This is a genomic window from Enterobacter mori (genome assembly GCF_025244905.1).
Classification (GTDB): Bacteria; Pseudomonadota; Gammaproteobacteria; order Enterobacterales; family Enterobacteriaceae; genus Enterobacter; species Enterobacter mori_A.
Map to the genome: position 1 here is coordinate 4,526,651 of NZ_CP104285.1, position 22,828 is coordinate 4,549,478.

A 22,828-nucleotide genomic window follows, 5' to 3' on the forward strand; every position below is an offset into this window, starting at 1 on the left:
GGTAAGGAGGTGATCCAACCGCAGGTTCCCCTACGGTTACCTTGTTACGACTTCACCCCAGTCATGAATCACAAAGTGGTAAGCGCCCTCCCGAAGGTTAAGCTACCTACTTCTTTTGCAACCCACTCCCATGGTGTGACGGGCGGTGTGTACAAGGCCCGGGAACGTATTCACCGTAGCATTCTGATCTACGATTACTAGCGATTCCGACTTCATGGAGTCGAGTTGCAGACTCCAATCCGGACTACGACGCACTTTATGAGGTCCGCTTGCTCTCGCGAGGTCGCTTCTCTTTGTATGCGCCATTGTAGCACGTGTGTAGCCCTACTCGTAAGGGCCATGATGACTTGACGTCATCCCCACCTTCCTCCAGTTTATCACTGGCAGTCTCCTTTGAGTTCCCGGCCGGACCGCTGGCAACAAAGGATAAGGGTTGCGCTCGTTGCGGGACTTAACCCAACATTTCACAACACGAGCTGACGACAGCCATGCAGCACCTGTCTCAGAGTTCCCGAAGGCACCAATCCATCTCTGGAAAGTTCTCTGGATGTCAAGAGTAGGTAAGGTTCTTCGCGTTGCATCGAATTAAACCACATGCTCCACCGCTTGTGCGGGCCCCCGTCAATTCATTTGAGTTTTAACCTTGCGGCCGTACTCCCCAGGCGGTCGACTTAACGCGTTAGCTCCGGAAGCCACGCCTCAAGGGCACAACCTCCAAGTCGACATCGTTTACGGCGTGGACTACCAGGGTATCTAATCCTGTTTGCTCCCCACGCTTTCGCACCTGAGCGTCAGTCTTTGTCCAGGGGGCCGCCTTCGCCACCGGTATTCCTCCAGATCTCTACGCATTTCACCGCTACACCTGGAATTCTACCCCCCTCTACAAGACTCTAGCCTGCCAGTTTCGAATGCAGTTCCCAGGTTGAGCCCGGGGATTTCACATCCGACTTGACAGACCGCCTGCGTGCGCTTTACGCCCAGTAATTCCGATTAACGCTTGCACCCTCCGTATTACCGCGGCTGCTGGCACGGAGTTAGCCGGTGCTTCTTCTGCGGGTAACGTCAATTGCTGAGGTTATTAACCTCAACACCTTCCTCCCCGCTGAAAGTACTTTACAACCCGAAGGCCTTCTTCATACACGCGGCATGGCTGCATCAGGCTTGCGCCCATTGTGCAATATTCCCCACTGCTGCCTCCCGTAGGAGTCTGGACCGTGTCTCAGTTCCAGTGTGGCTGGTCATCCTCTCAGACCAGCTAGGGATCGTCGCCTAGGTGAGCCGTTACCCCACCTACTAGCTAATCCCATCTGGGCACATCTGATGGCAAGAGGCCCGAAGGTCCCCCTCTTTGGTCTTGCGACGTTATGCGGTATTAGCTACCGTTTCCAGTAGTTATCCCCCTCCATCAGGCAGTTTCCCAGACATTACTCACCCGTCCGCCGCTCGCCGGCAAAGTAGCAAGCTACTTTCCGCTGCCGCTCGACTTGCATGTGTTAGGCCTGCCGCCAGCGTTCAATCTGAGCCATGATCAAACTCTTCAATTTAAGTTTGATGCTCGTGAATTAAACTTCGTAATGAATTACGTATGTTCACTCAGAGACTTGGTATTCATTTTTCGTCTTGCGACGTTAAGAATCCATGTCACTTTGAGTGCCCACACAGATTGTCTGATAAATTGTTAAAGAGCAGTGCCGCTTCGCTTTTCGCAGCGGCGCGGGGTGTGCATATTACGCTTTCCCGCTTCAGAGTCAAGCGTTTATTTTCGCTTTTCTCTGCTGACCCGGCGGCGTGTGTGCCGTTGTTCCGTGTCAGTGGAGGCGCATTATAGGGAGTAATTCTGAGGTGACAAGCACAAAATACAAAAAACTTTCCGTTCGCTCACTTTTCAAACTTAACGCTTATTTAAGTCGCGAATCGCCCGTTATATGCGCGATTTCCCGCGCAAAACTGGCTACCTGCGACCAGTCGGTGTACACCACTTCTTTATGCGTATCGGTTTCACCGCCTGTCATCTTCATAATCAAGCGGATCATAAAGCGGTCATACCAGCGGTAGCGCGGATAGCGCAGCGCCCCGGCAAAGACCGCGCAAAGCGTTGGCTGCCACGGAGAGTTAAGTAAAAACTTACGCGTGTAGCTGTTCGTTTGCGGCGTGCGCTTTTCTGCTTTACGGGCAACCAGATTGACCGAGTAGAAGGCACTGGGCAGCTTATTGAGCACATCCTTATGTTTCTTCACAAAACGATCCAGCGCGGGATGGAAATGCCCGTAACGAATAGACGCCCCAATCACCACTCGATCGTACTCCTGCCACGCGATGTGTTCCGCACGGTTCAGGTTCACAACATCCGCATAAATGCCCAGCTCTTTTAATTCAGAAGCCAGATAAGCGGCAATCTCGCGCGTTTGTCCGTCTCGCGTAGAGAAAAGAACTAATGTTTTCATTAATGACTCCTTACTCGCGCCAGAATGTTGGGGTAAACAGCACCAGCAGCGTAAAGACCTCAAGACGCCCAAACAGCATGTTAGCGATAAGGATCCACTTCGCCACCGGGTTCATACTGGCAAAGTTATCCGCCACCACACCCAGCCCAGGACCGAGGTTATTAAGCGTCGCCACAACGGAGGCGAATGCGGAGAAATCATCCACACCGGTAGCAATAATAGCCAGCATACTGACGATAAAGACCAGCGCATAAGCAGAGAAGAAACCCCACACCGCTTCGAGAATACGTTCTGGCAGTGCACGATTTCCCAGCTTGATGCTATAAACCGCATTCGGGTGAACCAGACGCTTCAGCTCGCGGTTGCCCTGTTTGAACAGCAGCAGGATACGAATGACCTTCAGGCCACCGCCCGTAGACCCCGCACACCCCCCGATAAAGGCCGAGCACAGCAAAAGCACCGGCAGGAACAGCGGCCAGCGCGCAATGCTGTCCGTGGTAAAGCCCGCCGTAGTCGCCATCGACACCACCTGGAAGAAGGCCTGGTTTAGCGTGGTCATCGCCGAGTTATAAACATCGTGGAACCAAAGCACCAGGGTACAGATGATCACCAGCGTCAACTGGACGCCAATAAACATGCGGAACTCCGGATCGCGCCAGTACACCTTCAGGCTGCGCCCGCTCAGTAAGGAGAAGTGCAGCCCGTAGTTACAACCGGAGATCAGCAGGAAGATAGCAATAATAGTGTTAATCGTCGGGCTGTCGAAGTAGCCCACGCTGGCATCGTGCGTGGAGAACCCACCGATAGCGATAGTCGCAAAGCTGTGCCCGATGGCATCGAAAGCGGGCATTCCTGCAAACCACAGCGCCAGGGCACAGGCGACCGTCAACAAGACATAGATCAGCCACAGGGTTTTTGCCGTCTCCGCAATACGCGGGCGCATTTTGTTATCTTTTAGCGGGCCGGGCATTTCTGCCCGATAAAGCTGCATCCCACCGACGCCCAGAATTGGCAGGATAGCCACTGCCAGGACGATGATCCCCATACCGCCGAACCACTGCAGCATCTGGCGATAAAAGAGAATGGCATGCGGGAGAGAATCCAGCCCCACCAGCGTCGTCGCACCGGTAGTTGTTAAACCAGAGAACGATTCAAAAAAGGCATCCGTGATGCTCAGATTGGGCTGTTCAGAGAAGATAAACGGGAGCGAACCGACGCTTCCCAGCACCGTCCAGAACAGCACAACGATCAGAAACCCTTCGCGAGATTTCAGCTCGCCTTTCTCACGACGGTTTGGCCACCAGAGCAGCGAGCCAATCGCCAGCGCGACAAAAAATGTCTGGGTAAACGCACGCCCCGCACCGTCCCGGTAGATAAGTGCCACCAGTCCAGGGAGAATCATCGTCCCGGAAAAAAGTATGACCAGCAGTCCAACGATTCGGGTTATGGCACGAAAATGCATCTCTGCCGCTTCCTTTGGTATTCAAAAAGTGAGGTGGGGATTATTCTTCAATCGGCAGCAATTGCAACGAACCACGACTAAAATCAGCGAGTTTTGCTGAAAAAGAAGCCAGTTCCGCCTGAGGAAGCGCCACGTGTAATTGCACCATCGCCTGGTAATCACTGTGCACAATCACGCCGTTAACGTGCTTCAGTAACGCTTCAATGCCCGCAAGCTGCGAGTACTCGCATAACAGAGTATATTCGGTAAGTGGCGTTTTGCGGGTGGTTATCAACAGATTAAGAGCCTGCTGGACACCCCCGCCGTAGGCTTTAACCAGCCCACCCGTGCCTAACAAAATGCCGCCGTAGTAGCGAACCACTACGGCGGTGATCTCACCCACGCCGCTGCCCATCAGCTGCGAAAGCATAGGTTTACCGGCCGTGCCAGCCGGTTCACCGTCATCAGAAAACCCCAGCTGTTGCGAATCGTCCGGCGGTCCTGCCACCCACGCCACGCAGTGGTGACGTGCATCAGGATGCTCCGCGCGAACGGACTCGACAAACGCCTTCGCCGCCTCCACCCCATCGGTGTGCGCCAGCAGCGTAATAAAGCGGCTTTTCTTGATTTCCTCAACAACGGTGACCGGTTCAGCCGGTATCAGCCAGCTTTCCATCAGGCCAGCTTCAGGTCTCGCGTCATATTCTCGACACCGTTCTCGTGAATAACCACGTTATCTTCGATACGAATGCCGCCAAACGGTTTCAACGCGTCAATTTTTTCCCAGTTGAAGTGCTTGCTGAACTGCCCTTCACGCCACGGTGCCAGCAGAGATTCAATAAAGTAGATCCCAGGCTCGATGGTCAATACCATGCGCGGTTCAAGAATACGGGTGCAGCGCAGGTAAGGATATTTAGACGGTGCCGCCAGGTGCGTGCCGGTATCATCCTGCATAAAGCCTGCAACATCGTGAACCTGCAGGCCCAGCGGGTGGCCGATACCATGCGGCATAAATGGCCCGGTCAAATCGTTTTCGACCATCGCCTCTTCGCTCATGTCTTTCACAATCTGATGCTTACGCAGCAGTTTAGCGATGCGCTGATGGAACTGGATGTGATAATCCACGTAGCTGGTTCCGGCCTTCATGGTGCCAATCAGCGCCAGCTGTTCATCGTTCACGTCTTTAATCAGCTGCGCGAAATCGGTATCCCCATTAGCCGCCCAGGTGCGCGTCAGATCGGCCGCGTAGCCGTTATACTCTGCCCCTGCGTCCAGCAGGAAGCTGCGCATTTCCGACGGCACCTGGTGATCCAGTTTGGTGTAGTGAAGGACAGACGCATGCTCGTTCAGCGCGACGATGTTGCTGTACGGCACGTCGGTATCGCGGTGACCGGTTGCGGTCAGATAGGCAAGATTGATGTCGAACTCGCTCATGCCCGACTGAAACGCTTCGTGTGCGGCACGGTGGCCATTCACCGCCGTTTTTTGCGCTTCACGCATGCAGTAAAGTTCATAGTCGGTTTTATACGCGCGGTAATAGTGGAGGTAATCCAGCACCCCTTTCGGGTTGAGCTTGTCTGCCGGAATATCCAGACCCAGCGCACGCTCTGGAACAGGACCAATATAGCCGATGTTGCCACGCGCCGCAGGCAGCTGGCTGCCAATACCGTCCGCTTTCGGCAGCGCAATTACGTCAATTTCTTCGGTCCAGAAAGAGGTCGGCAGCGGTTCCACGTTGTGCCAGTAATCCACCGGCAGATAAAACCACAGTTTCGGCTTGTTCACGCCATCCACCAGCAGCCAGCAATTTGGCACCTGTGTCACCGGTACCCAGGCTTTAAACTGCGGGTTGACCTTAAACGGATAAGCATGGTCATCAAGAAACGTGTTCATCAGCTCGCCGGAGTGGATCAGCAGGGCATCCAGCTTGAAGCGCGCCAGTACATCGCGGGTACGTTCCTGTAGGGTAACGATATGATTTTTATAAAGCGAAGCCAGTGAGTCCATCATTCTTCCTTTCGTTTTTTTGACCTCAAGTCATCGCATCTTAGCACACCTCACTCCGGCTGCGTGATTTCCACCGACCGTGATCAACGCAGCAATTTCTTAATGAGAAATTTGCATTTTATTAACATAAATTCCACACTCCGTCTCATCTGGTATGACCAGATCCACTTGCTGGATTCAGGAGACTGACATGCTTTACAAAGGCGACACCCTGTACCTCAACTGGCTGGAAGATGGCATTGCCGAACTGGTGTTCGATGCCCCCGGCTCAGTGAATAAGCTTGATACCGCGACGGTGGCCAGTCTTGGCCAGGCGCTGGATGTTCTTGAAAAACAATCTGAATTAAAAGGGCTGCTGCTGCGCTCGAACAAAGCGGCCTTTATTGTCGGTGCCGATATCACCGAATTTCTCTCGCTTTTCCTGGTGCCTGAAGAACAGCTGAGTCAGTGGCTGCACTTTGCCAACAGCGTCTTTAATCGTCTGGAAGATCTGCCTGTCCCAACGATCTCCGCCGTGAACGGCTACGCGCTGGGCGGCGGCTGTGAATGTGTATTAGCCACCGATTACCGTCTTGCCACGCCGGATCTGCGTATCGGCCTGCCGGAAACCAAGCTGGGCATCATGCCGGGCTTTGGCGGTTCCGTGCGTATGCCGCGCATGCTGGGTGCCGACAGCGCGCTGGAGATCATTGCCGCGGGTAAAGATGTCGGCGCAGAACAGGCGCAGAAAATCGGCCTTGTAGACGGCGTGGTTAAGCCTGAAAAACTGATTGAGGGTGCTATCGCCATCCTGCGTCAGGCCATCAATGGCGACCTCGACTGGAAAGCCAAACGCCAGCCGAAGCTGGAGCCGTTAAAGCTCAGCAAAATTGAAGCCACCATGAGTTTCACCATCGCTAAAGGCATGGTGATGCAGACGGCGGGTAAACACTACCCGGCGCCGATCACAGCGGTGAAAACCATTGAAGCCGCGGCCCGCTTTGGCCGCGACGAAGCCCTGAAGCTCGAAAATCAGAGCTTTGTCCCGCTGGCGCACACCAACGAAGCCCGCGCGCTGGTTGGTATCTTCCTTAACGATCAGTTCGTGAAGGGCAAAGCCAAACAGCTGACCAAAAACGTTGAGACGCCAAAACACGCGGCGGTGCTCGGTGCTGGCATTATGGGTGGCGGCATCGCCTACCAGTCGGCCTGGAAAGGCGTGCCGGTAGTGATGAAAGACATTAACGAGAAATCCCTGACGCTGGGCATGACCGAAGCGGCCAAGCTGCTGAATAAACAGCTGGAGCGCGGAAAAATTGACGGGCTGAAGCTCGCAGGCGTGATCTCCACCATTCAGCCGGTGCTGGAGTACAGCGGTTTTGACCGTGTGGACGTAGTGGTTGAAGCCGTCGTTGAGAACCCGAAAGTCAAAAAAGCAGTGCTGGCCGAAACGGAAGACAAGGTTCGTCCAGGCACCGTGCTGGCCTCTAACACCTCCACTATTCCGATTGGCGAACTGGCGAGCGTGCTGAAGCGCCCGGAAAACTTCTGCGGCATGCACTTCTTCAACCCGGTACACCGTATGCCGCTGGTCGAAGTGATCCGTGGGGAAAAAACCTCTGACGAAACCATCGCCAAAGTGGTGGCGTGGGCGAGCAAGATGGGCAAAACCCCGATCGTGGTGAACGACTGCCCGGGCTTCTTCGTTAACCGCGTATTATTCCCGTACTTTGCAGGCTTCAGCCAGCTGCTGCGCGACGGAGCGGACTTCCGCAAAATCGACAAGGTGATGGAAAAACAGTTCGGCTGGCCGATGGGCCCGGCGTACCTGTTGGACGTGGTCGGCATTGATACCGCCCATCACGCGCAGGCGGTGATGGCGGCAGGCTTCCCGCAGCGCATGCAGAAAGATTATCGCGACGCCATTGACGCGCTGTTTGACGCCAACCGCTTCGGTCAGAAAAATGGCCTGGGCTTCTGGCGCTATAAAGAAGACAGCAAAGGCAAACCGAAGAAAGAAGAAGATGCTGTGGTCGATGGCCTGCTGGCCGACGTATGCCCACCGAAACGCGACTTCACCGACGATGAGATCATCGCCCGCATGATGATTCCAATGATCAACGAAGTGGTGCGTTGCCTGGAAGAAGGCATCATCGCCAGCCCGGCAGAAGCGGATATGGCGCTGGTGTACGGCCTTGGCTTCCCTCCATTCCACGGCGGCGCTTTCCGCTGGCTGGATACGCTCGGCAGCGCCCGCTATCTCGATATGGTTCAGCAGTACCAGCACCTTGGCCCGCTTTATGAGGTGCCGGAAGGTCTGCGTAACAAAGCGCGCCATAACGAACCCTACTATCCAGCAGTTGAGCCAGCCCGCCCGGTTGGCGAGCTGAAAACGGCTTAAGGAGTCACAATGGAAAAGGTTGTCATTGTTGATGCGATTCGCACCCCGATGGGCCGTTCAAAAGGCGGCGCGTTCCGTAACGTGCGTGCGGAAGACCTCTCCGCGCACCTGATGCGTAGCCTGCTGGCGCGTAACCCGGCGCTGGACCCAACAGCGCTGGACGATATCTACTGGGGCTGCGTTCAGCAGACACTGGAGCAGGGTTTCAACATCGCCCGTAACGCGTCGCTGCTGGCGGAGATCCCGCACTCGGTTCCGGCGGTCACCGTCAACCGTCTGTGTGGTTCGTCCATGCAGGCACTGCACGACGCGGCGCGCATGATCATGACCGGCGATGCACAGGCCTGCCTGGTGGGCGGCGTTGAGCACATGGGCCACGTGCCGATGAGCCACGGGGTCGATTTCCACCCGGGCATGAGCCGTAACGTGGCGAAAGCCGCGGGGATGATGGGCCTGACCGCCGAGATGCTCTCTCGCCTGCATGGCATCAGCCGTGAAATGCAGGATGCCTTTGCCGCACGCTCTCACGCCCGCGCCTGGGCCGCCACGCAATCCGGTGCCTTTAAGAATGAGATCATCCCGACAGGCGGTCACGACGCAGACGGCGTTCTGAAGCAGTTCAGCTACGACGAAGTCATCCGCCCGGAAACTACCGTAGAAGCGCTTTCTACCCTGCGCCCGGCATTTGATCCAGTCACCGGCACGGTAACGGCGGGAACGTCGTCCGCCCTGTCCGACGGTGCTGCCGCGATGCTGGTGATGAGCGAAAGCCGCGCCCGCGAGCTGGGTTTAACGCCTCGCGCTCGCGTGCGTTCGATGGCGGTCGTGGGCTGCGATCCTTCCATCATGGGTTACGGCCCGGTTCCGGCCTCGAAGCTGGCGCTGAAAAAAGCGGGCTTAACCGCCAGCGACATCGATCTGTTCGAGATGAACGAAGCGTTCGCCGCGCAGATCCTGCCGTGCATTAAAGATCTGGGGCTGATGGAGCAGATCGACGAGAAGATTAACCTCAACGGTGGCGCGATCGCCCTCGGTCACCCGCTGGGTTGTTCCGGAGCGCGCATCAGCACCACGCTTATCAACCTGATGGAACGCAAAGATGCCCAGTTTGGTCTGGCAACAATGTGTATCGGATTGGGTCAGGGTATCGCGACGGTATTTGAGAGGGTGTAATAAATTGTTTGAGGGAATGTAAATAAGGAAAAGTATCTCAAAGCCAATGACGTCAGAACAAGGCGGCAAGCGAGCGAATCCCGATGAGCTTACATTAGTAAGTGATTCGGGTGAACGAGCGCAGCCAACGCAGTTATGGCGCCATTGGCGAAGAGAGACAGTTTAGTTGCCGTTCTTCCCGCCTGTCAGGGGCGGGTTTTTTACGTTACTGCAGCAGCGAAATATCCGCCACGCGCAGGAACAGCTCGCGCAGTTTCTCGAGCATAGAGAGACGGTTAATACGCAGTTCTTTATCTTCCACGTTCACCATCACTTTCTCGAAGAAGGCGTCAATAACGTCACGCAGTTCAGCCAGTTCCACCAGCGCTTCCTGGTAGCGACCTTCCGCGAAGTACGGCTCGAGCTTGTCGCGCAGCACCACAACCTGCATCGCCAGGGCAATCTCTTCCGGCTCTTTCAGGGTCGCGGCGTTTACGCGCTCGTTCAGCGTTTCATCGGATTTCGCCAGGATATTGGATACACGCTTGTTGGCCGCAGCCAGGGCTGATGCCGCTTCCAGCGTACGGAAGTGAGAAACCGCCTTCATACGCGCATCAAAATCTGCCGGACGGGTCGGACGACGCGCCAGCACCGCCTGAATAGTGTCAACGGTGTAGCCTTCGTCCTGATACCAGGCACGGAAACGACCGAGCATGAAGTCGATGACGTCATCTACCACTTTCGCGTTGGTCAGCTTGTCGCCGTACAGACGCACCGCTTCTTCGGTCAGGGTCTGCAGATCGAGGTTCAGGTTCTTCTCAACGATGATACGCAGCACGCCCAGCGCGGCACGACGCAGCGCGAACGGGTCTTTGTCGCCTTTCGGATGCTGACCGATGCCGAAGATACCCGCCAGGGTGTCCATCTTATCGGCAATCGCCACGGCGCAGGCCACCGGGTTGGACGGCAGATCGTCACCGGCAAAGCGCGGCTGATACTGTTCGTTCAGGGCGACTGCCACGTCTTCCGCTTCGCCGTCGTGACGCGCGTAGTGCATACCCATGACGCCCTGGGTGTCGGTAAACTCGAACACCATGTTGGTCATCAGGTCACACTTGGACAGCAGGCCAGCGCGAGTCGCGTGGTTGACGTCAGCACCGATTTCACGGGCGATCCAGCCGGACAGCTCCGCGATACGGTCGGTCTTGTCGCGCAGCGTACCCAGCTGCTGCTGGAACAGTACGGTTTGCAGGCGCGGCAGGTTATCTTCCAGACGCTTTTTACGGTCGGTGTTGAAGAAGAACTCCGCATCCGCCAGACGTGGGCGCACCACTTTCTCGTTACCGGAGATAATCTGGATCGGATCTTTCGATTCGATGTTCGCCACGAAGATGAAGTTTGGCAGCAGCTTGCCGTCGTTGGCGTATACCGGGAAGTACTTCTGGTCACCTTTCATGGTGTAGACCAGCGCTTCTGCCGGAACGGCCAGGAATTTCTCTTCGAACTTCGCGGTCAGCACAACAGGCCATTCCACCAGAGAGGTCACTTCTTCCAGCAGGCTTTCGCTCAGGTCGGCGTTACCGCCAATCTGGCGTGCCGCGTCTTCCGCGTCCGCTTTGATTTTGGCTTTACGCTGTTCGTAGTCGGCAATGACTTTACCGCGTTCCAGCAGGATCTGCGGGTACTGGTCGGCATTGTCGATGGTGAACTCCGGCTCACCCATAAAGCGATGGCCGCGGATCACGCGATCGGACGCCACGCCCAGAATGGTGGCAGGGATAACGGTATCGCCCAGCAGCAGGGTCACGGTGTGAACCGGACGCACAAAGTGCACGTCGGACGCGCCCCAGCGCATCAGCTTAGGAATTGGCAGCTTGGCCAGTGAGGTCGCGATCATGTCCGGCAGCAGCGCTTCCGCGCTTTCGCCTTTCACATGGGCACGATACAGCAGCCACTCGCCTTTGTCGGTGGTCAGACGCTCGGCCTGGTCAACGGTGATACCGCAACCACGTGCCCAACCTTCTGCCGCTTTGCTCGGCTTGCCTTCGGCGTCGAACGCCTGAGCAATGGCCGGGCCACGTTTTTCCACTTCACGATCCGGCTGAGAGGCCGCCAGATTTGCCACTTTCAGCGCCAGACGGCGCGGTGCAGCAAACCATTCAATTTTACCGTGTGCCAGGCCAGCGTTATCAAGCTCGGCGGTCACGTTCGCAGCAAAAGATTCAGCCAGGCTGCGCAGGGCTTTTGGTGGCAGCTCTTCGGTGCCGATTTCCACCAGGAAAGTTTTTTCAGACATGGCCGCCTCTTATTTGTTTCGGTTGCACATCGGGAAGCCAAGGGCTTCACGGGACGCATAGTAAGCTTCTGCTACGGCTTTGGTCAGGGTACGAATGCGCAGAATGTAACGCTGACGTTCAGTCACGGAGATGGCTTTGCGGGCGTCCAGCAGGTTGAAGCTGTGGGCGGCCTTCAGAATACGCTCGTAGGCAGGCAGCGGCAGCGGAGTCTCCAGCGCCAGCAGCTGCTGCGCTTCTTTCTCGTACTGCTCGAAGCAGGTGAACAGGAAGTCCACGTCCGCGTATTCGAAGTTATAGGTGGATTGCTCCACTTCGTTCTGATGGAACACGTCGCCGTAGGTGGTTTTACCCAGCGGGCCGTCGCTCCAGACCAGGTCGTAAACGCTGTCTACGCCCTGAATGTACATGGCCAGACGTTCCAGACCGTAGGTGATTTCACCGGTGATCGGCTTACATTCCAGACCACCAACCTGCTGGAAGTAAGTGAACTGGGTCACTTCCATGCCGTTCAGCCACACTTCCCAGCCCAGACCCCAGGCACCCAGCGTTGGGTTTTCCCAGTTATCTTCCACGAAACGAATGTCGTGAATGGTCGGGTCCATACCCAGCTCTTTCAGCGACCCGAGGTACAGTTCCTGAATGTTGTCTGGCGATGGCTTAATCACCACCTGGAACTGATAGTAGTGCTGCAGACGGTTCGGGTTTTCGCCATAACGGCCATCGGTAGGACGACGGGAAGGCTGCACATACGCGGTCGCCATTGGCTCCGGCCCCAACGCGCGTAAGCTGGTCATTGGGTGCGAGGTGCCTGCGCCAACTTCCATGTCCAAAGGTTGAACAATGGTGCAGCCCTGACGAGCCCAGTAATCCTGTAAGGTCAGGATCAGGCCCTGGAAGGTCTTGGTATCAAACTTTTGCATAGTATTTCGTGCTGGATACGTGTGGTTTTAAATGGAAGGGATCAGTATACCCGCTGGCTGCAAGATATACAGTACGAAACGGGGTTGTTTAAGATAAATTGGGGAATAAGGCGCGCAGCCAGAACGCCAGGGCATTGTGGCTGCTGATTATACGAGCAGATTAGCGCATCGAGAGATGTAAAAACTGACCGTCCGCGTCAAAAGAACAGACAAAGCCTTCTTTACGCGCAGTATAGCCTTTTAGCTCATAGCTCCTCTGAAAGCGCTCAAATCCGTTAACCGTAATTTTCTGCACCTCGGAATTATAACGGTGCGCCGCCTGGTCTTTGCAGAGCTGCTCCATATTCAGCGAACGTTCAGGGCTGATTTTCCCCTGCTGTGCTTTTTGTTCAGGCACGTCCTGCGAGGTGCTGCACCCCGCCAGTATGAGGAGCAGAAAGAGTGCCGCCACTCGCTTCATCATCATTTTTATTACCGCCCTGGTCAGTGGCTGTTATTTTTAATATCAACACTTTTATAGATTATGGTGGGTCATTCTGCGAATCTCGCGCTCCTCGTACAAGTTACACGAGTTAAACTCAGAATTTTCCAAGGGAAGACATTACCCTAATCGCAGTCACACTCTATTTACAGGGAATAAGAGGAACTGATGTCGTCAAAAATTAACTGGATAGATAACCTGCGAGGAATAGCCTGTCTGATGGTGGTAATGATCCACACGACGACCTGGTACGTCACGAACGCGCACAGCATCAGCCACGTTAACTGGGATATCGCTAATATACTTAACTCCGCTTCCCGCGTGAGTGTGCCGCTGTTCTTTATGATTTCCGGCTTTCTCTTCTTTGGCGAACGCAGTGCGCAGCCGAGGCATTTTATCCGCATCGCGTCATGCCTGGGTTTCTACAGTGCCATTGCGCTGCTCTATATCACGCTTTTTACCTCAATTAACGCCGAACTATCACTGAAAAACGTGCTGCAAAAACCGATCTTCTATCACCTGTGGTTTTTCTTCGCCATTATCGTTATCTACCTGGTTTCGCCTCTGATACAGGTGAAGAACGTCAGCGGCAAGATGCTCCTGGCGCTGATGGTGGTGATCGGCGTGGTGGCAAACCCCAACACCGTCTCGCAGAAAATTGACGGATTTGAATGGCTACCTGTCAACCTCTATATCAACGGCGATACCTTCTACTACGTGCTTTACGGCATGCTGGGGCGCGCCATTGGCATGATGGATACACAAAAACGGGGTATGAACTGGCTTTGTGCAGCGCTGTTTATCATCGGTGTGGTCGTGATTTCACGCGGTACACTTTATGAGCTGAAGTGGCGCGGGAATTTTGCCGATACCTGGTATCTGTACTGCGGCCCGATGGTCTTTATCTGCGCCATATCCCTGCTGATACTCGTCAAAAATATGCTGAATGAACGCCCGCTTCCCCTGGTGGGATTTATTTCCCGCCACTCACTGGGGATTTACGGTTTTCACGCGCTGGTGATCCACGCTCTTCGTACGCGTGGGATTGAGCTCAAAAGCTGGCCGCTGCTGGATATTATCTGGATTTTTGCCGCCACGCTGGTCGTGAGCTTATTGCTGTCGATGCTGTTGCAAAAAATAGATACCCGTCGCTTCGTTAGTTAGCGATTCGCTGCCGGGCACGGTGGAACTGGCGCGGGGAGGAAAACCCTGCCGCCAGAGACGCCTGCTCCACCCCACGCCCCTGCAATAACCACTGTTCGGCCACTGCCAGACGCAATTGCTCAAGGTAATCCCGAACGCTTATCCCTAAATGTTCCTGAAAAAGTCGGGTCAGATGGCGTGGGCTGACGTGCGCCTGCGCGGCGATATCCGGTATCTGCCACGCTTTTTGCGGCTCAGCGGTAAGGGCGTCCTGGGCGCGATGGATCGCCGGGTGAAGATGATTGCGGTAGCGTAACCAGGGTGAAAGCTGCGGATCGTCCCCGGAGCGGCGGAACCAGACCACCATTTCACGCGCGACGGCCAGGGCTTTTTCTGGCCCACAAAGTCGGTTAATCATATGCAGCGCCAGATCGATACCCGACGTGATCCCTGCACTGGTCCAGATATTCTCGTCCTGCACGAAGATCCGGTTCTCTTTAATCGTCGCCGTGGGAGCTGCGGCGCGTAAGCGGCTAATGACGTCATGATGCGTGGTGCACTGCCGGTTATTCAACAAGCCCGACTTTGCCGCCAGCAACGCGCCAGAACAGACGCACATCACGGCGATATCCTGCCGTTGTATTTGCGGCTGAAGCCGCATTAGCCAGTGCTGAATCTGCTGCGCCAGAGGGGTTGAGAACTGAACGCAGGAGTCGCTGACTCCCGGCAGCACAAGCAAGCTACCTTCTGGCAGACGTTCCGGCAGCGGCTGAATGCCGCTCATCGTCAGGCCAATCGACGTCTGAACATCAGGCTGTGGGCCAATGTAATGCAGGCGAAACGCGTCGCCCGCCAGCACAAAGGTTTCTGCCGGGCCGGTCATGTCTAATGACAGCACCCCGGGCAGCATAACGAACCAGACGTCGATGCTCATTACAGTGACTCCAGCGTCTCCGCTACCGTTTTAATCTCGGCAAAACGCCCGGCCAGCACAGTCTCGGTGCGATGACGCAGTTCGTCAGCGCTGAGGGTAATTCCCCTGTACGTCATCGGGAACGTCAGCGTGGCCTCGCTCACAAAGGTCACAGCATAGCCCAGATCGGAGGCCACCCGTGCGGTGGTTTCACAACATTGTTCAGTGCGAATACCGCAGATAATCAGTCGGTTGATATCACGCTCGCGTAGCCAGCGGTCAAGCCCGGTGTCCGTGAAGGCATTATGGACGTGTTTCTGGAAAACCACATCTGGCTGATGACGTAAAAAGGCCATCGGTTTGACATAGCCGCTTTCCAGGGTGAAGGGGCCGTCTTCATCTACATGAAAAATATCAACGACTGGAATATTGCGCGACCGGCAGCCTTCAATCAGCCCCAGCATGGCCTGCTGAAAGGCAGGAATATCGCCCTCCTGCCAGTACACGCGATGATGGAATGACTGCTGAGTGTCAATATTGATTAATGCGGTGCGGGACATGATGGAACTCCTCGTCAGTGGGTATGACCTTATCCTGACGAGGAAATGCAGGCACGAACAGACCAAAAAAGGACATCGTCATGCCTCAATCAGACAACCGTTTTTAAGACATTAACGGCAGCAGCTGCTGGTAGATCCTGCGGAACACATCACGCCTTTCCGCGTAGCGCGAATGTCGTGCTGCGTCAGGCAGGTGCGTTTGCTCAAGCGCCAGCTGTGGCAGCAACTGTGCGAGCGGTTTTTCAGGGTTCACGGCTATCTGTGCCAGCCGCGCTGCGCCGAGCGCAGGCCCGACGTCGCCCCCGGTGCGATAATCAAGCTGTAGACCGCTAATATCAGACAGCATCTGCCGCCAGTAACTGCTACGCGCGCCGCCGCCAATGAGCGTAATGCTTGATGGCTTCAGCCCACAATCATGTACGACGTCCATCCCATCCGCCAGCGCATACCCGACGCCCTCCAGTACCGCACGCGCCAGTTCAGCCGGGCCATGTTGATGAGTTAAACCGAAAAACACCCCTTTCGCTTCTGGGTTGTTGTGCGGCGTACGCTCGCCGGAAAGATAGGGCAAAAACCAGACAGCACCGGCATTTTCATCCGCCTGCTGCGCGGCTTCGATAAACGCAGGGACATCCGCCATTCCGGTCAGCTTCGCTGCCCAATCAAGGCATGATGCCGCACTCAGCATCACCGACATCAAATGCCATTTCCCCGGCAAGGCATGACAGAAACTGTGGACTGCGCTTTCAGGATTGCTGCGATAACCGTCGCTGACGGCAAAATAGACGCCGGAGGTTCCCAGCGAGAGCATCGCCTGCCCTGCCTCCACCATCCCGACACCGACAGCGCCCGCCGCGTTGTCGCCGCCGCCAGCCACCACCGGTACGGCAGGCATATTCCAGCGTTCAGCAATGGAGGATTGCAGTGTGCCGGTGACCTCGCTGCCTTCGAAAAGCGCAGGCATATGGTCACGAGTCAGATGGCAGGCATCCAGCATCACCTCGCTCCAGTCGCGTTTCGCCACATCGAGCCACATCGTGCCCGCCGCGTCAGACATATCACTGGCGAAATCACCCGTCATGCGAAAACGCAGATAATCTTTCGGCAGCAGAACTTTCGCTACCTGACGGAAAATCTCAGGTTCATGGCGCTGTACCCACAAGAGTTTTGGTGCGGTGAAACCTGGCATCATCAGGTTGCCGGTGATGTCACGAGAGGTTGGTACGCGTTCTTCAAGAAGCGCGCACTCTTCTGCACAGCGACCGTCGTTCCAGAGGATCGCTGGACGCAACACGCGGTGCTGGCTGTCCAGCAGCGTTGCGCCGTGCATTTGTCCGGCAATTCCCAGCGCTTTTACATCACGGAGACTGTGCTGCATGCCTAAGGCTTTGATTGCGCGATCCGTCGCCTGCCACCACTGCTCCGGGTCCTGTTCAGACCACAGCGGATGCGGACGTGAAACCTGCAGTTTTTCCGTCTGCGTGGCCAACACGTCGCCCTGTTCGCTTAACAGGATGGCTTTCACACCCGATGTGCCAAGATCGATCCCGATATACATTGTGGTGACTCCTTTGACAGAAATGCCCGGTGGCGCTGCGCTTACCGGGCCTGGATGCTGTTATTTATCGAACAGGTAATGATTGACCAGGTTTTCCAGCAACTCCTGGTGTCCGCTCTGATGCTGCGGTGCCAGTTGATGCTGTTCAGCGTACTTCGCGATCTCAGCAAGCGATAACTGGCCTTTCAAAATTTGCTGGCCCAGCTCACTGTTCCAGCCGCTATAACGCTTCGCTACGCGTTTATCCAGCTCACCGTCCTCAATCATTCGGGCGGCGATTTTCAGCGCCAGCGCCATGGTGTCCATCGCGCCAATGTGACCGTAGAACAGATCGTACTTATCGGTGCTTTGACGACGCACTTTGGCGTCAAAGTTCAGACCGCCGGTGGTGAAGCCACCCGCTTTGATAATTTCGTACATCACCAGCGCATTCTCTTCCACGCTATTCGGGAACTGATCGGTGTCCCAGCCGAGCTGCGCATCGCCACGGTTTGCATCCACAGAACCAAAGATGCCCAGCGCAATAGCAGAGGCAATTTCGTGATGGAAAGAGTGGCCCGCAAGCGTAGCGTGGTTAGCTTCGATGTTCACTTTGATCTCTTTTTCCAGACCAAATTGCTTCAGGAAGCCGTACACGGTTGCGACGTCATAATCGTACTGATGCTTGGTTGGCTCTTGCGGCTTAGGTTCAATCAGCAGCGTACCGCGGAAACCAATTTTGTGTTTATGCTCGACAACCATCTGCATAAAGCGACCAATCTGCTCACGCTCCTGACGCAGATCGGTGTTCAGCAGGGTTTCGTACCCTTCGCGGCCGCCCCACAGGACATAGTTCTCGCCGCCTAACTGGTGCGTGGCGTTCATTGCCGTCACCACCTGTGTGGCCGCCCAGCTGAACACTTCGGGATCCGGATTCGTTGCCGCACCCGCGCCATAGCGAGGGTTAGTGAAGCAGTTTGCCGTGCCCCACAGCAGCTTCACGCCGCTCTGCTGCTGTTTTGCCGCCAGCACGTCCACCATCTGTGCGAAGTTGTTCAGATACTCTTTCAGCGACGCACCTTCCGGAGAGACATCCACATCGTGGAAGCAGTAGTACGGCACGTTCAGCTTGTGGAAGAATTCAAACGCGACATCCGCTTTACGCTTCGCCAGTTCGATGGCTTCGCCAGGCTGTTGCCATGGACGGTCAAAAGAACCTACACCAAACATATCGGCACCATTCCAGCAGAACGTATGCCAGTAACAGGCGGCAAAGCGCAGATGATCTTCCATACGCTTACCCAGCACCAGCTCATCCGGGTTGTAGTGACGAAATGCTAAAGGATTGGTCGTTTTCGTGCCTTCGTAACGAACGCGATCGAGTTGGTCGAAATAAGCTTGCATATTGAGCTCCATAATCAGGGTATGCGGCGAGTCGTAGATACAGGAGTAATAGTGAATATACATTCCGGCTTGCTCAATTACGTTATTTCACACTGCTATTGAGAGAATGCACAACTGTGCGCTGGCTCGCAAAATAATGTGCAGACAAACTATTTTTCGGTGTAGATTCCAGAATCAAATGTAATTAATAAGTTACGTATTTTAAAATCCGATCGCGGTCATAAATTCAGAAATAAACCAAATATCATAATGAGAAGATAAAAATCTGTAATTGCCAGCGGGCCTTTCCACGTTAAAAATTTGCTGCGTCTCAGCAGTGAATGTTTCTTTTATCTCAGCGACACATCCCCTACAAAAAGGCCTAATAATTATGAAGATAAAGAACCTGTCCCTTACACTCTGTACTACTCTCCTGCTTGCAAGCTTTGCCGGGCACGCCAAAGAGGTGAAAATCGGCATGGCCATTGACGACCTGCGCCTGGAGCGCTGGCAGAAAGATCGCGATATTTTTGTAAAAAAAGCGGAGTCCCTCGGCGCAAGCGTGTTTGTTCAGTCGGCTAACGGCAACGAAGAAACGCAAATGTCGCAAATTGAGAATATGATCAACCGTGGCGTTGATGTGCTGGTCATTATCCCCTATAACGGCCAGGTATTAAGTAACGTGGTGAAAGAAGCCAAACAAGAAGGCATAAAAGTATTGGCCTATGACCGCATGATTAATAACGCGGACATTGATTATTATATTTCGTTCGACAACGAAAAAGTGGGTGAATTACAAGCCAAAAGCCTGGTTGATAAAGTGCCACAAGGCAATTATTTCCTGATGGGGGGTTCGCCAGTAGATAACAACGCCAAACTGTTCCGCGAAGGGCAAATGAAAGTCCTTAAACCGTACATCGACAACGGGAAAATTAAAGTGGTTGGCGATCAGTGGGCAGATGGCTGGCTCCCTGAAAACGCGCTAAAAATTATGGAAAACGCGCTGACGGCCAACAACAACAAAATTGATGCAGTCGTGGCCTCCAACGATGCCACCGCTGGCGGCGCGATTCAGGCCCTCAGCGCCCAGGGGCTGGCTGGAAAAGTCGCTATCTCCGGACAGGATGCCGATCTCGCCGGGGTGAAACGCATCATTGCTGGCACCCAAACCATGACGGTTTACAAGCCCATCACCGAACTTGCGAATACGGCGGCTGAAATTGCCGTTGAGCTGGGTCAGGGTCAACAACCTAAATCTGACGCGACGTTGAACAACGGACTCAAAGATGTTCCGGCCCGTCTGCTCACCCCGATTGAAGTCAATAAAGAGAATATTGACGCCACTGTCATTAAAGACGGTTTCCACAAAAAGAGTGAACTGTAATCCCGCGCTGCCCCTGCCAGGCAGGGGCGCACCGGTCTGTCCTGTTCTCCCTCAGGTCACGTGGAGCAGTTATGTCTTATTTACTAGAAATGAAGAGCATCACCAAAGCCTTTGGCGCGGTGAAAGCGGTCGATAACGTAAGCCTGCGGCTAAACCCTGGCGAAGTGGTCTCGCTATGCGGTGAAAACGGTTCAGGCAAGTCGACGCTAATGAAAGTGCTGTGCGGGATCTATCCATATGGCAGTTATGAGGGTGAAATCGTCTTTGCCGGTGAGGTCATTCAGGCCACACACATTCGCGATACGGAACGTAAAGGTATCGCCATTATTCATCAGGAACTGGCCCTGGTGAAGCACCTCACCGTGCTGGAAAATATCTTCCTGGGTGCCGAAATCTCACGTCACGGTGTGCTGGATTACGACACCATGACGCTGCGCTGTGAAAAGCTGCTGGCGCAGGTGAGCCTCAGCATTTCACCGGATACCCGCGTGGGGGATCTTGGTCTGGGACAGCAGCAGTTGGTCGAAATCGCCAAGGCCCTGAACAAGCAGGTAAGACTGCTGATCCTCGATGAGCCAACGGCCTCGCTCACCGAACAGGAAACCGCTGTTCTGCTCAATATCATCCGCGATCTGCAAAACCACGGTATCGCCTGCATTTATATTTCGCACAAACTTAATGAGGTGAAAGCCATTTCGGACACCATCTGCGTGATCCGCGACGGGCAACACATCGGCACGCGTGAAGCGGAGGGCATGAGTGAAGATGACATCATTACCATGATGGTAGGGCGCGAACTCACTGCGCTCTATCCGAACGAACCCCACGCCGTGGGAGATGAAATCCTGCGCGTGGAAAATCTTACCGCCTGGCATCCTGTGAATCGCCACATCAAGCGAGTTAACAACGTCTCCTTTTCCCTTCACCGCGGTGAAATTCTCGGCATTGCTGGCCTGGTAGGTGCCGGGCGTACCGAAGCCGTTCAGTGTCTGTTTGGCGTGTGGCCTGGACGCTGGGAAGGTCGCGTTTATATCGATGGTCAGCCGGTGAAAATCGACAACTGCCAGCAGGCGATTGCCCATGGCATTGCCATGGTGCCAGAAGATCGCAAAAAAGACGGTATCGTGCCTGTGATGGCGGTCGGAAAAAATATCACCCTCGCGGCGCTTAACCAGTTCTCCGGCGCTCTAACGAGCCTGGACGACGCTGCCGAGCAGCAGTGCATTCTTCAGTCACTCGCCAGGCTCAAGGTGAAAACCTCCTCCCCGGAACTGGCCATTGGACGCCTCAGCGGGGGGAACCAGCAAAAGGCGATTCTGGCGCGCTGCCTGCTACTTAACCCTCGAATTTTAATTCTGGATGAACCGACCCGCGGGATTGATATCGGCGCGAAGTATGAAATCTACAAGCTGATTAATCAGCTTGTGCAGCAAGGTATTGCCGTCATTGTCATCTCGTCTGAATTACCTGAAGTGCTCGGCCTGAGCGACCGCGTGTTGGTTATGCACGAGGGAAAACTGAAAGCCAATCTGATTAACCAGAACCTGACGCAGGAGCAGGTGATGGAAGCCGCCCTAAGGAGCGAACGTCATGTCGAAAAGCAATCCGTCTGATATCAAAGTCGCTGTGCCGACACCCGGCGCGTTCGCGGGGCTGAAAGCGCTAAACCTGCAGGTCTTCGTGATGATCGCGGCGATTATCGCCATCATGCTGTTCTTTACCTGGATGACCGATGGCTCATATTTGAGTGCCCGTAATATCTCTAACCTGCTGCGCCAGACTGCCATCACCGGCATTCTGGCCGTAGGGATGGTGTTTGTCATTATCTCAGCGGAGATTGACCTGTCGGTCGGGTCGATGATGGGCCTGCTCGGCGGCGTGGCAGCGATATTTGATGTCTGGCTCGGCTGGCCGCTGCCGCTAACCATTGTCGTGACGCTGGCGCTGGGTCTGGTACTGGGGGCGTGGAACGGGTGGTGGGTTGCCTACCGTAAGGTGCCATCATTTATCGTCACCCTGGCGGGGATGCTCGCCTTCCGAGGGATTTTGATTGGCATCACCAACGGCACGACCGTCTCTCCCACCAGCGCGTCTATGTCGCAGATTGGGCAGAGCTACCTCTCTGATGGCATCGGTTTTACGATCGGCGTGGTGGGTATGATGGCCTTCATCGCATGGCAGTGGCGTGGCCGTATGCGCCGTCAGGCGCTGGGGCTGGCTTCTCCGGCATCGACCTCCGTGGTCGGTCGTCAGGCGCTCACCGCCGTGATTGTGCTGGGTGCCATCTGGTTGCTGAACGATTACCGCGGTGTCCCGACGCCCGTTCTGCTGCTGGCGCTCTTGCTGCTGGGCGGCATGTTTATGGCCACGCGCACCGCCTTTGGTCGTCGTATTTATGCCATTGGCGGTAATCTCGAGGCGGCACGTCTGTCAGGTATCAACGTCGAACGCACCAAACTCGCCGTCTTTGCCATCAACGGCCTGATGGTGGCGATTGCAGGGCTGATCCTCAGCTCACGTCTGGGAGCCGGTTCACCGTCGGCAGGAAATATTGCCGAGTTGGATGCCATCGCAGCGTGTGTCATCGGCGGAACCAGTCTCGCAGGCGGTGTCGGCAGCGTGGCAGGCGCGGTGATGGGCGCATTTATTATGGCTTCGCTGGATAACGGGATGAGTATGATGGACGTCCCAACGTTTTGGCAGTATATCGTCAAGGGAGCGATTCTTTTGCTGGCAGTCTGGATGGACTCTGCAACCAAGCGACGTGCCTGAGAACAATATTGTTA

The 22,828-nt window shown here is 55.1% G+C and carries 17 protein-coding genes and 1 rRNA gene; 6 read left to right on the plus strand and 12 right to left on the minus strand.

The window, feature by feature from the left end:
- Positions 1-2: 2 nt before the first annotated feature.
- The 5 genes from N2K86_RS21440 to pepQ all read right to left on the minus strand — a co-directional run bounded on the left by N2K86_RS21440 (position 3) and on the right by pepQ (position 5,892).
- A 16S ribosomal RNA gene (locus tag N2K86_RS21440) occupies positions 3-1,544 on the minus strand.
- 354 nt (positions 1,545-1,898) lie between these two features.
- Positions 1,899-2,444: a menaquinone-dependent protoporphyrinogen IX dehydrogenase gene (gene hemG / locus N2K86_RS21445; RefSeq protein WP_211449852.1), complete on the minus strand. Its 546-nt coding sequence runs from the start codon at positions 2,442-2,444 to the stop codon at positions 1,899-1,901.
- Positions 2,445-2,454: 10 nt separating this feature from the next.
- Complete coding sequence (trkH, locus tag N2K86_RS21450; protein WP_010436781.1) at positions 2,455-3,906, minus strand: Trk system potassium transporter TrkH; 1,452 nt, start codon at positions 3,904-3,906, stop codon at positions 2,455-2,457.
- A 40-nt stretch (positions 3,907-3,946) separates the two neighbouring features.
- Positions 3,947-4,561, minus strand: a complete 615-nt coding sequence (locus tag N2K86_RS21455) for an IMPACT family protein (protein WP_260659898.1) — start codon at positions 4,559-4,561, stop codon at positions 3,947-3,949.
- Positions 4,561-5,892 carry a Xaa-Pro dipeptidase gene (gene pepQ / locus N2K86_RS21460; protein ID WP_089599656.1) on the minus strand — a complete coding sequence of 444 codons (1,332 nt, stop codon included), beginning with the start codon at positions 5,890-5,892 and terminating at the stop codon, positions 4,561-4,563. Before pepQ ends, N2K86_RS21455 begins: the two co-directional genes overlap by 1 nt.
- Before the next feature lie 190 nt (positions 5,893-6,082).
- On the opposite strand from pepQ, the gene fadB reads away from it, so the two are divergent.
- Positions 6,083-8,272 carry a fatty acid oxidation complex subunit alpha FadB gene (gene fadB / locus N2K86_RS21465; protein ID WP_260659899.1) on the plus strand — a complete coding sequence of 730 codons (2,190 nt, stop codon included), beginning with the start codon at positions 6,083-6,085 and terminating at the stop codon, positions 8,270-8,272.
- 9 nt (positions 8,273-8,281) lie between these two features.
- The gene (gene fadA / locus N2K86_RS21470; RefSeq protein ID WP_235403382.1) at positions 8,282-9,445 is read left to right on the plus strand and encodes an acetyl-CoA C-acyltransferase FadA; all 1,164 of its coding nucleotides are present in this window, start codon (positions 8,282-8,284) and stop codon (positions 9,443-9,445) included.
- Positions 9,446-9,650: 205 nt separating this feature from the next.
- On the opposite strand, the gene glyS is transcribed toward fadA, so the two are convergent.
- The 3 genes from glyS to N2K86_RS21485 form a co-directional block, all read right to left on the minus strand.
- A complete protein-coding gene (glyS, locus tag N2K86_RS21475; RefSeq protein WP_260659900.1) occupies positions 9,651-11,720 on the minus strand; it encodes a glycine--tRNA ligase subunit beta in 2,070 nt (689 codons plus the stop codon).
- A 9-nt stretch (positions 11,721-11,729) separates the two neighbouring features.
- The gene (gene glyQ, locus N2K86_RS21480; protein ID WP_003860141.1) at positions 11,730-12,641 is read right to left on the minus strand and encodes a glycine--tRNA ligase subunit alpha; all 912 of its coding nucleotides are present in this window, start codon (positions 12,639-12,641) and stop codon (positions 11,730-11,732) included.
- Between the two features lie 160 nt (positions 12,642-12,801).
- Entirely contained in the window at positions 12,802-13,107 is a 306-nt protein-coding gene (locus N2K86_RS21485) for a YsaB family lipoprotein (RefSeq protein ID WP_260659901.1), read from the minus strand.
- 183 nt (positions 13,108-13,290) lie between these two features.
- Here N2K86_RS21485 and N2K86_RS21490 point away from each other — a divergent pair, with 183 nt between their 5' ends.
- Entirely contained in the window at positions 13,291-14,286 is a 996-nt protein-coding gene (locus N2K86_RS21490; protein WP_260659902.1) for an acyltransferase, read from the plus strand.
- Here N2K86_RS21490 and N2K86_RS21495 read toward each other — a convergent pair.
- The 4 genes from N2K86_RS21495 to xylA all read right to left on the minus strand — a co-directional run bounded on the left by N2K86_RS21495 (position 14,279) and on the right by xylA (position 18,679).
- Positions 14,279-15,199: a GlxA family transcriptional regulator gene (locus N2K86_RS21495; RefSeq protein WP_260659903.1), complete on the minus strand. Its 921-nt coding sequence runs from the start codon at positions 15,197-15,199 to the stop codon at positions 14,279-14,281. The genes N2K86_RS21490 and N2K86_RS21495 overlap by 8 nt on opposite strands.
- Positions 15,199-15,738 (minus strand): isochorismatase family protein, encoded by a 540-nt coding sequence (locus N2K86_RS21500; protein ID WP_260659904.1) that lies wholly within the window; start codon positions 15,736-15,738, stop codon positions 15,199-15,201. The genes N2K86_RS21495 and N2K86_RS21500 overlap by 1 nt, the downstream gene beginning before the upstream one ends.
- A 103-nt stretch (positions 15,739-15,841) precedes the next feature.
- On the minus strand, positions 15,842-17,296 hold the full coding sequence (gene xylB, locus N2K86_RS21505) for a xylulokinase (protein ID WP_260659905.1): 1,455 nt from the start codon (positions 17,294-17,296) through the stop codon (positions 15,842-15,844).
- 60 nt (positions 17,297-17,356) lie between these two features.
- Entirely contained in the window at positions 17,357-18,679 is a 1,323-nt protein-coding gene (gene xylA, locus N2K86_RS21510; protein ID WP_221552983.1) for a xylose isomerase, read from the minus strand.
- 370 nt (positions 18,680-19,049) lie between these two features.
- Between xylA and xylF the strand changes: the two genes are divergently transcribed.
- The 3 genes from xylF (at position 19,050) to xylH (ending at position 22,814) form a co-directional block, all read left to right on the plus strand.
- Complete coding sequence (gene xylF, locus N2K86_RS21515) at positions 19,050-20,042, plus strand: D-xylose ABC transporter substrate-binding protein (RefSeq protein WP_042716575.1); 993 nt, start codon at positions 19,050-19,052, stop codon at positions 20,040-20,042.
- Between the two features lie 71 nt (positions 20,043-20,113).
- Positions 20,114-21,655, plus strand: coding sequence for a xylose ABC transporter ATP-binding protein (locus N2K86_RS21520; protein ID WP_260659906.1), 1,542 nt, complete (start codon positions 20,114-20,116; stop codon positions 21,653-21,655).
- Entirely contained in the window at positions 21,633-22,814 is a 1,182-nt protein-coding gene (gene xylH / locus N2K86_RS21525; protein WP_010436746.1) for a xylose ABC transporter permease XylH, read from the plus strand. The genes N2K86_RS21520 and xylH overlap by 23 nt, the downstream gene beginning before the upstream one ends.
- The last annotated feature ends 14 nt before the right edge of the window (positions 22,815-22,828 follow it).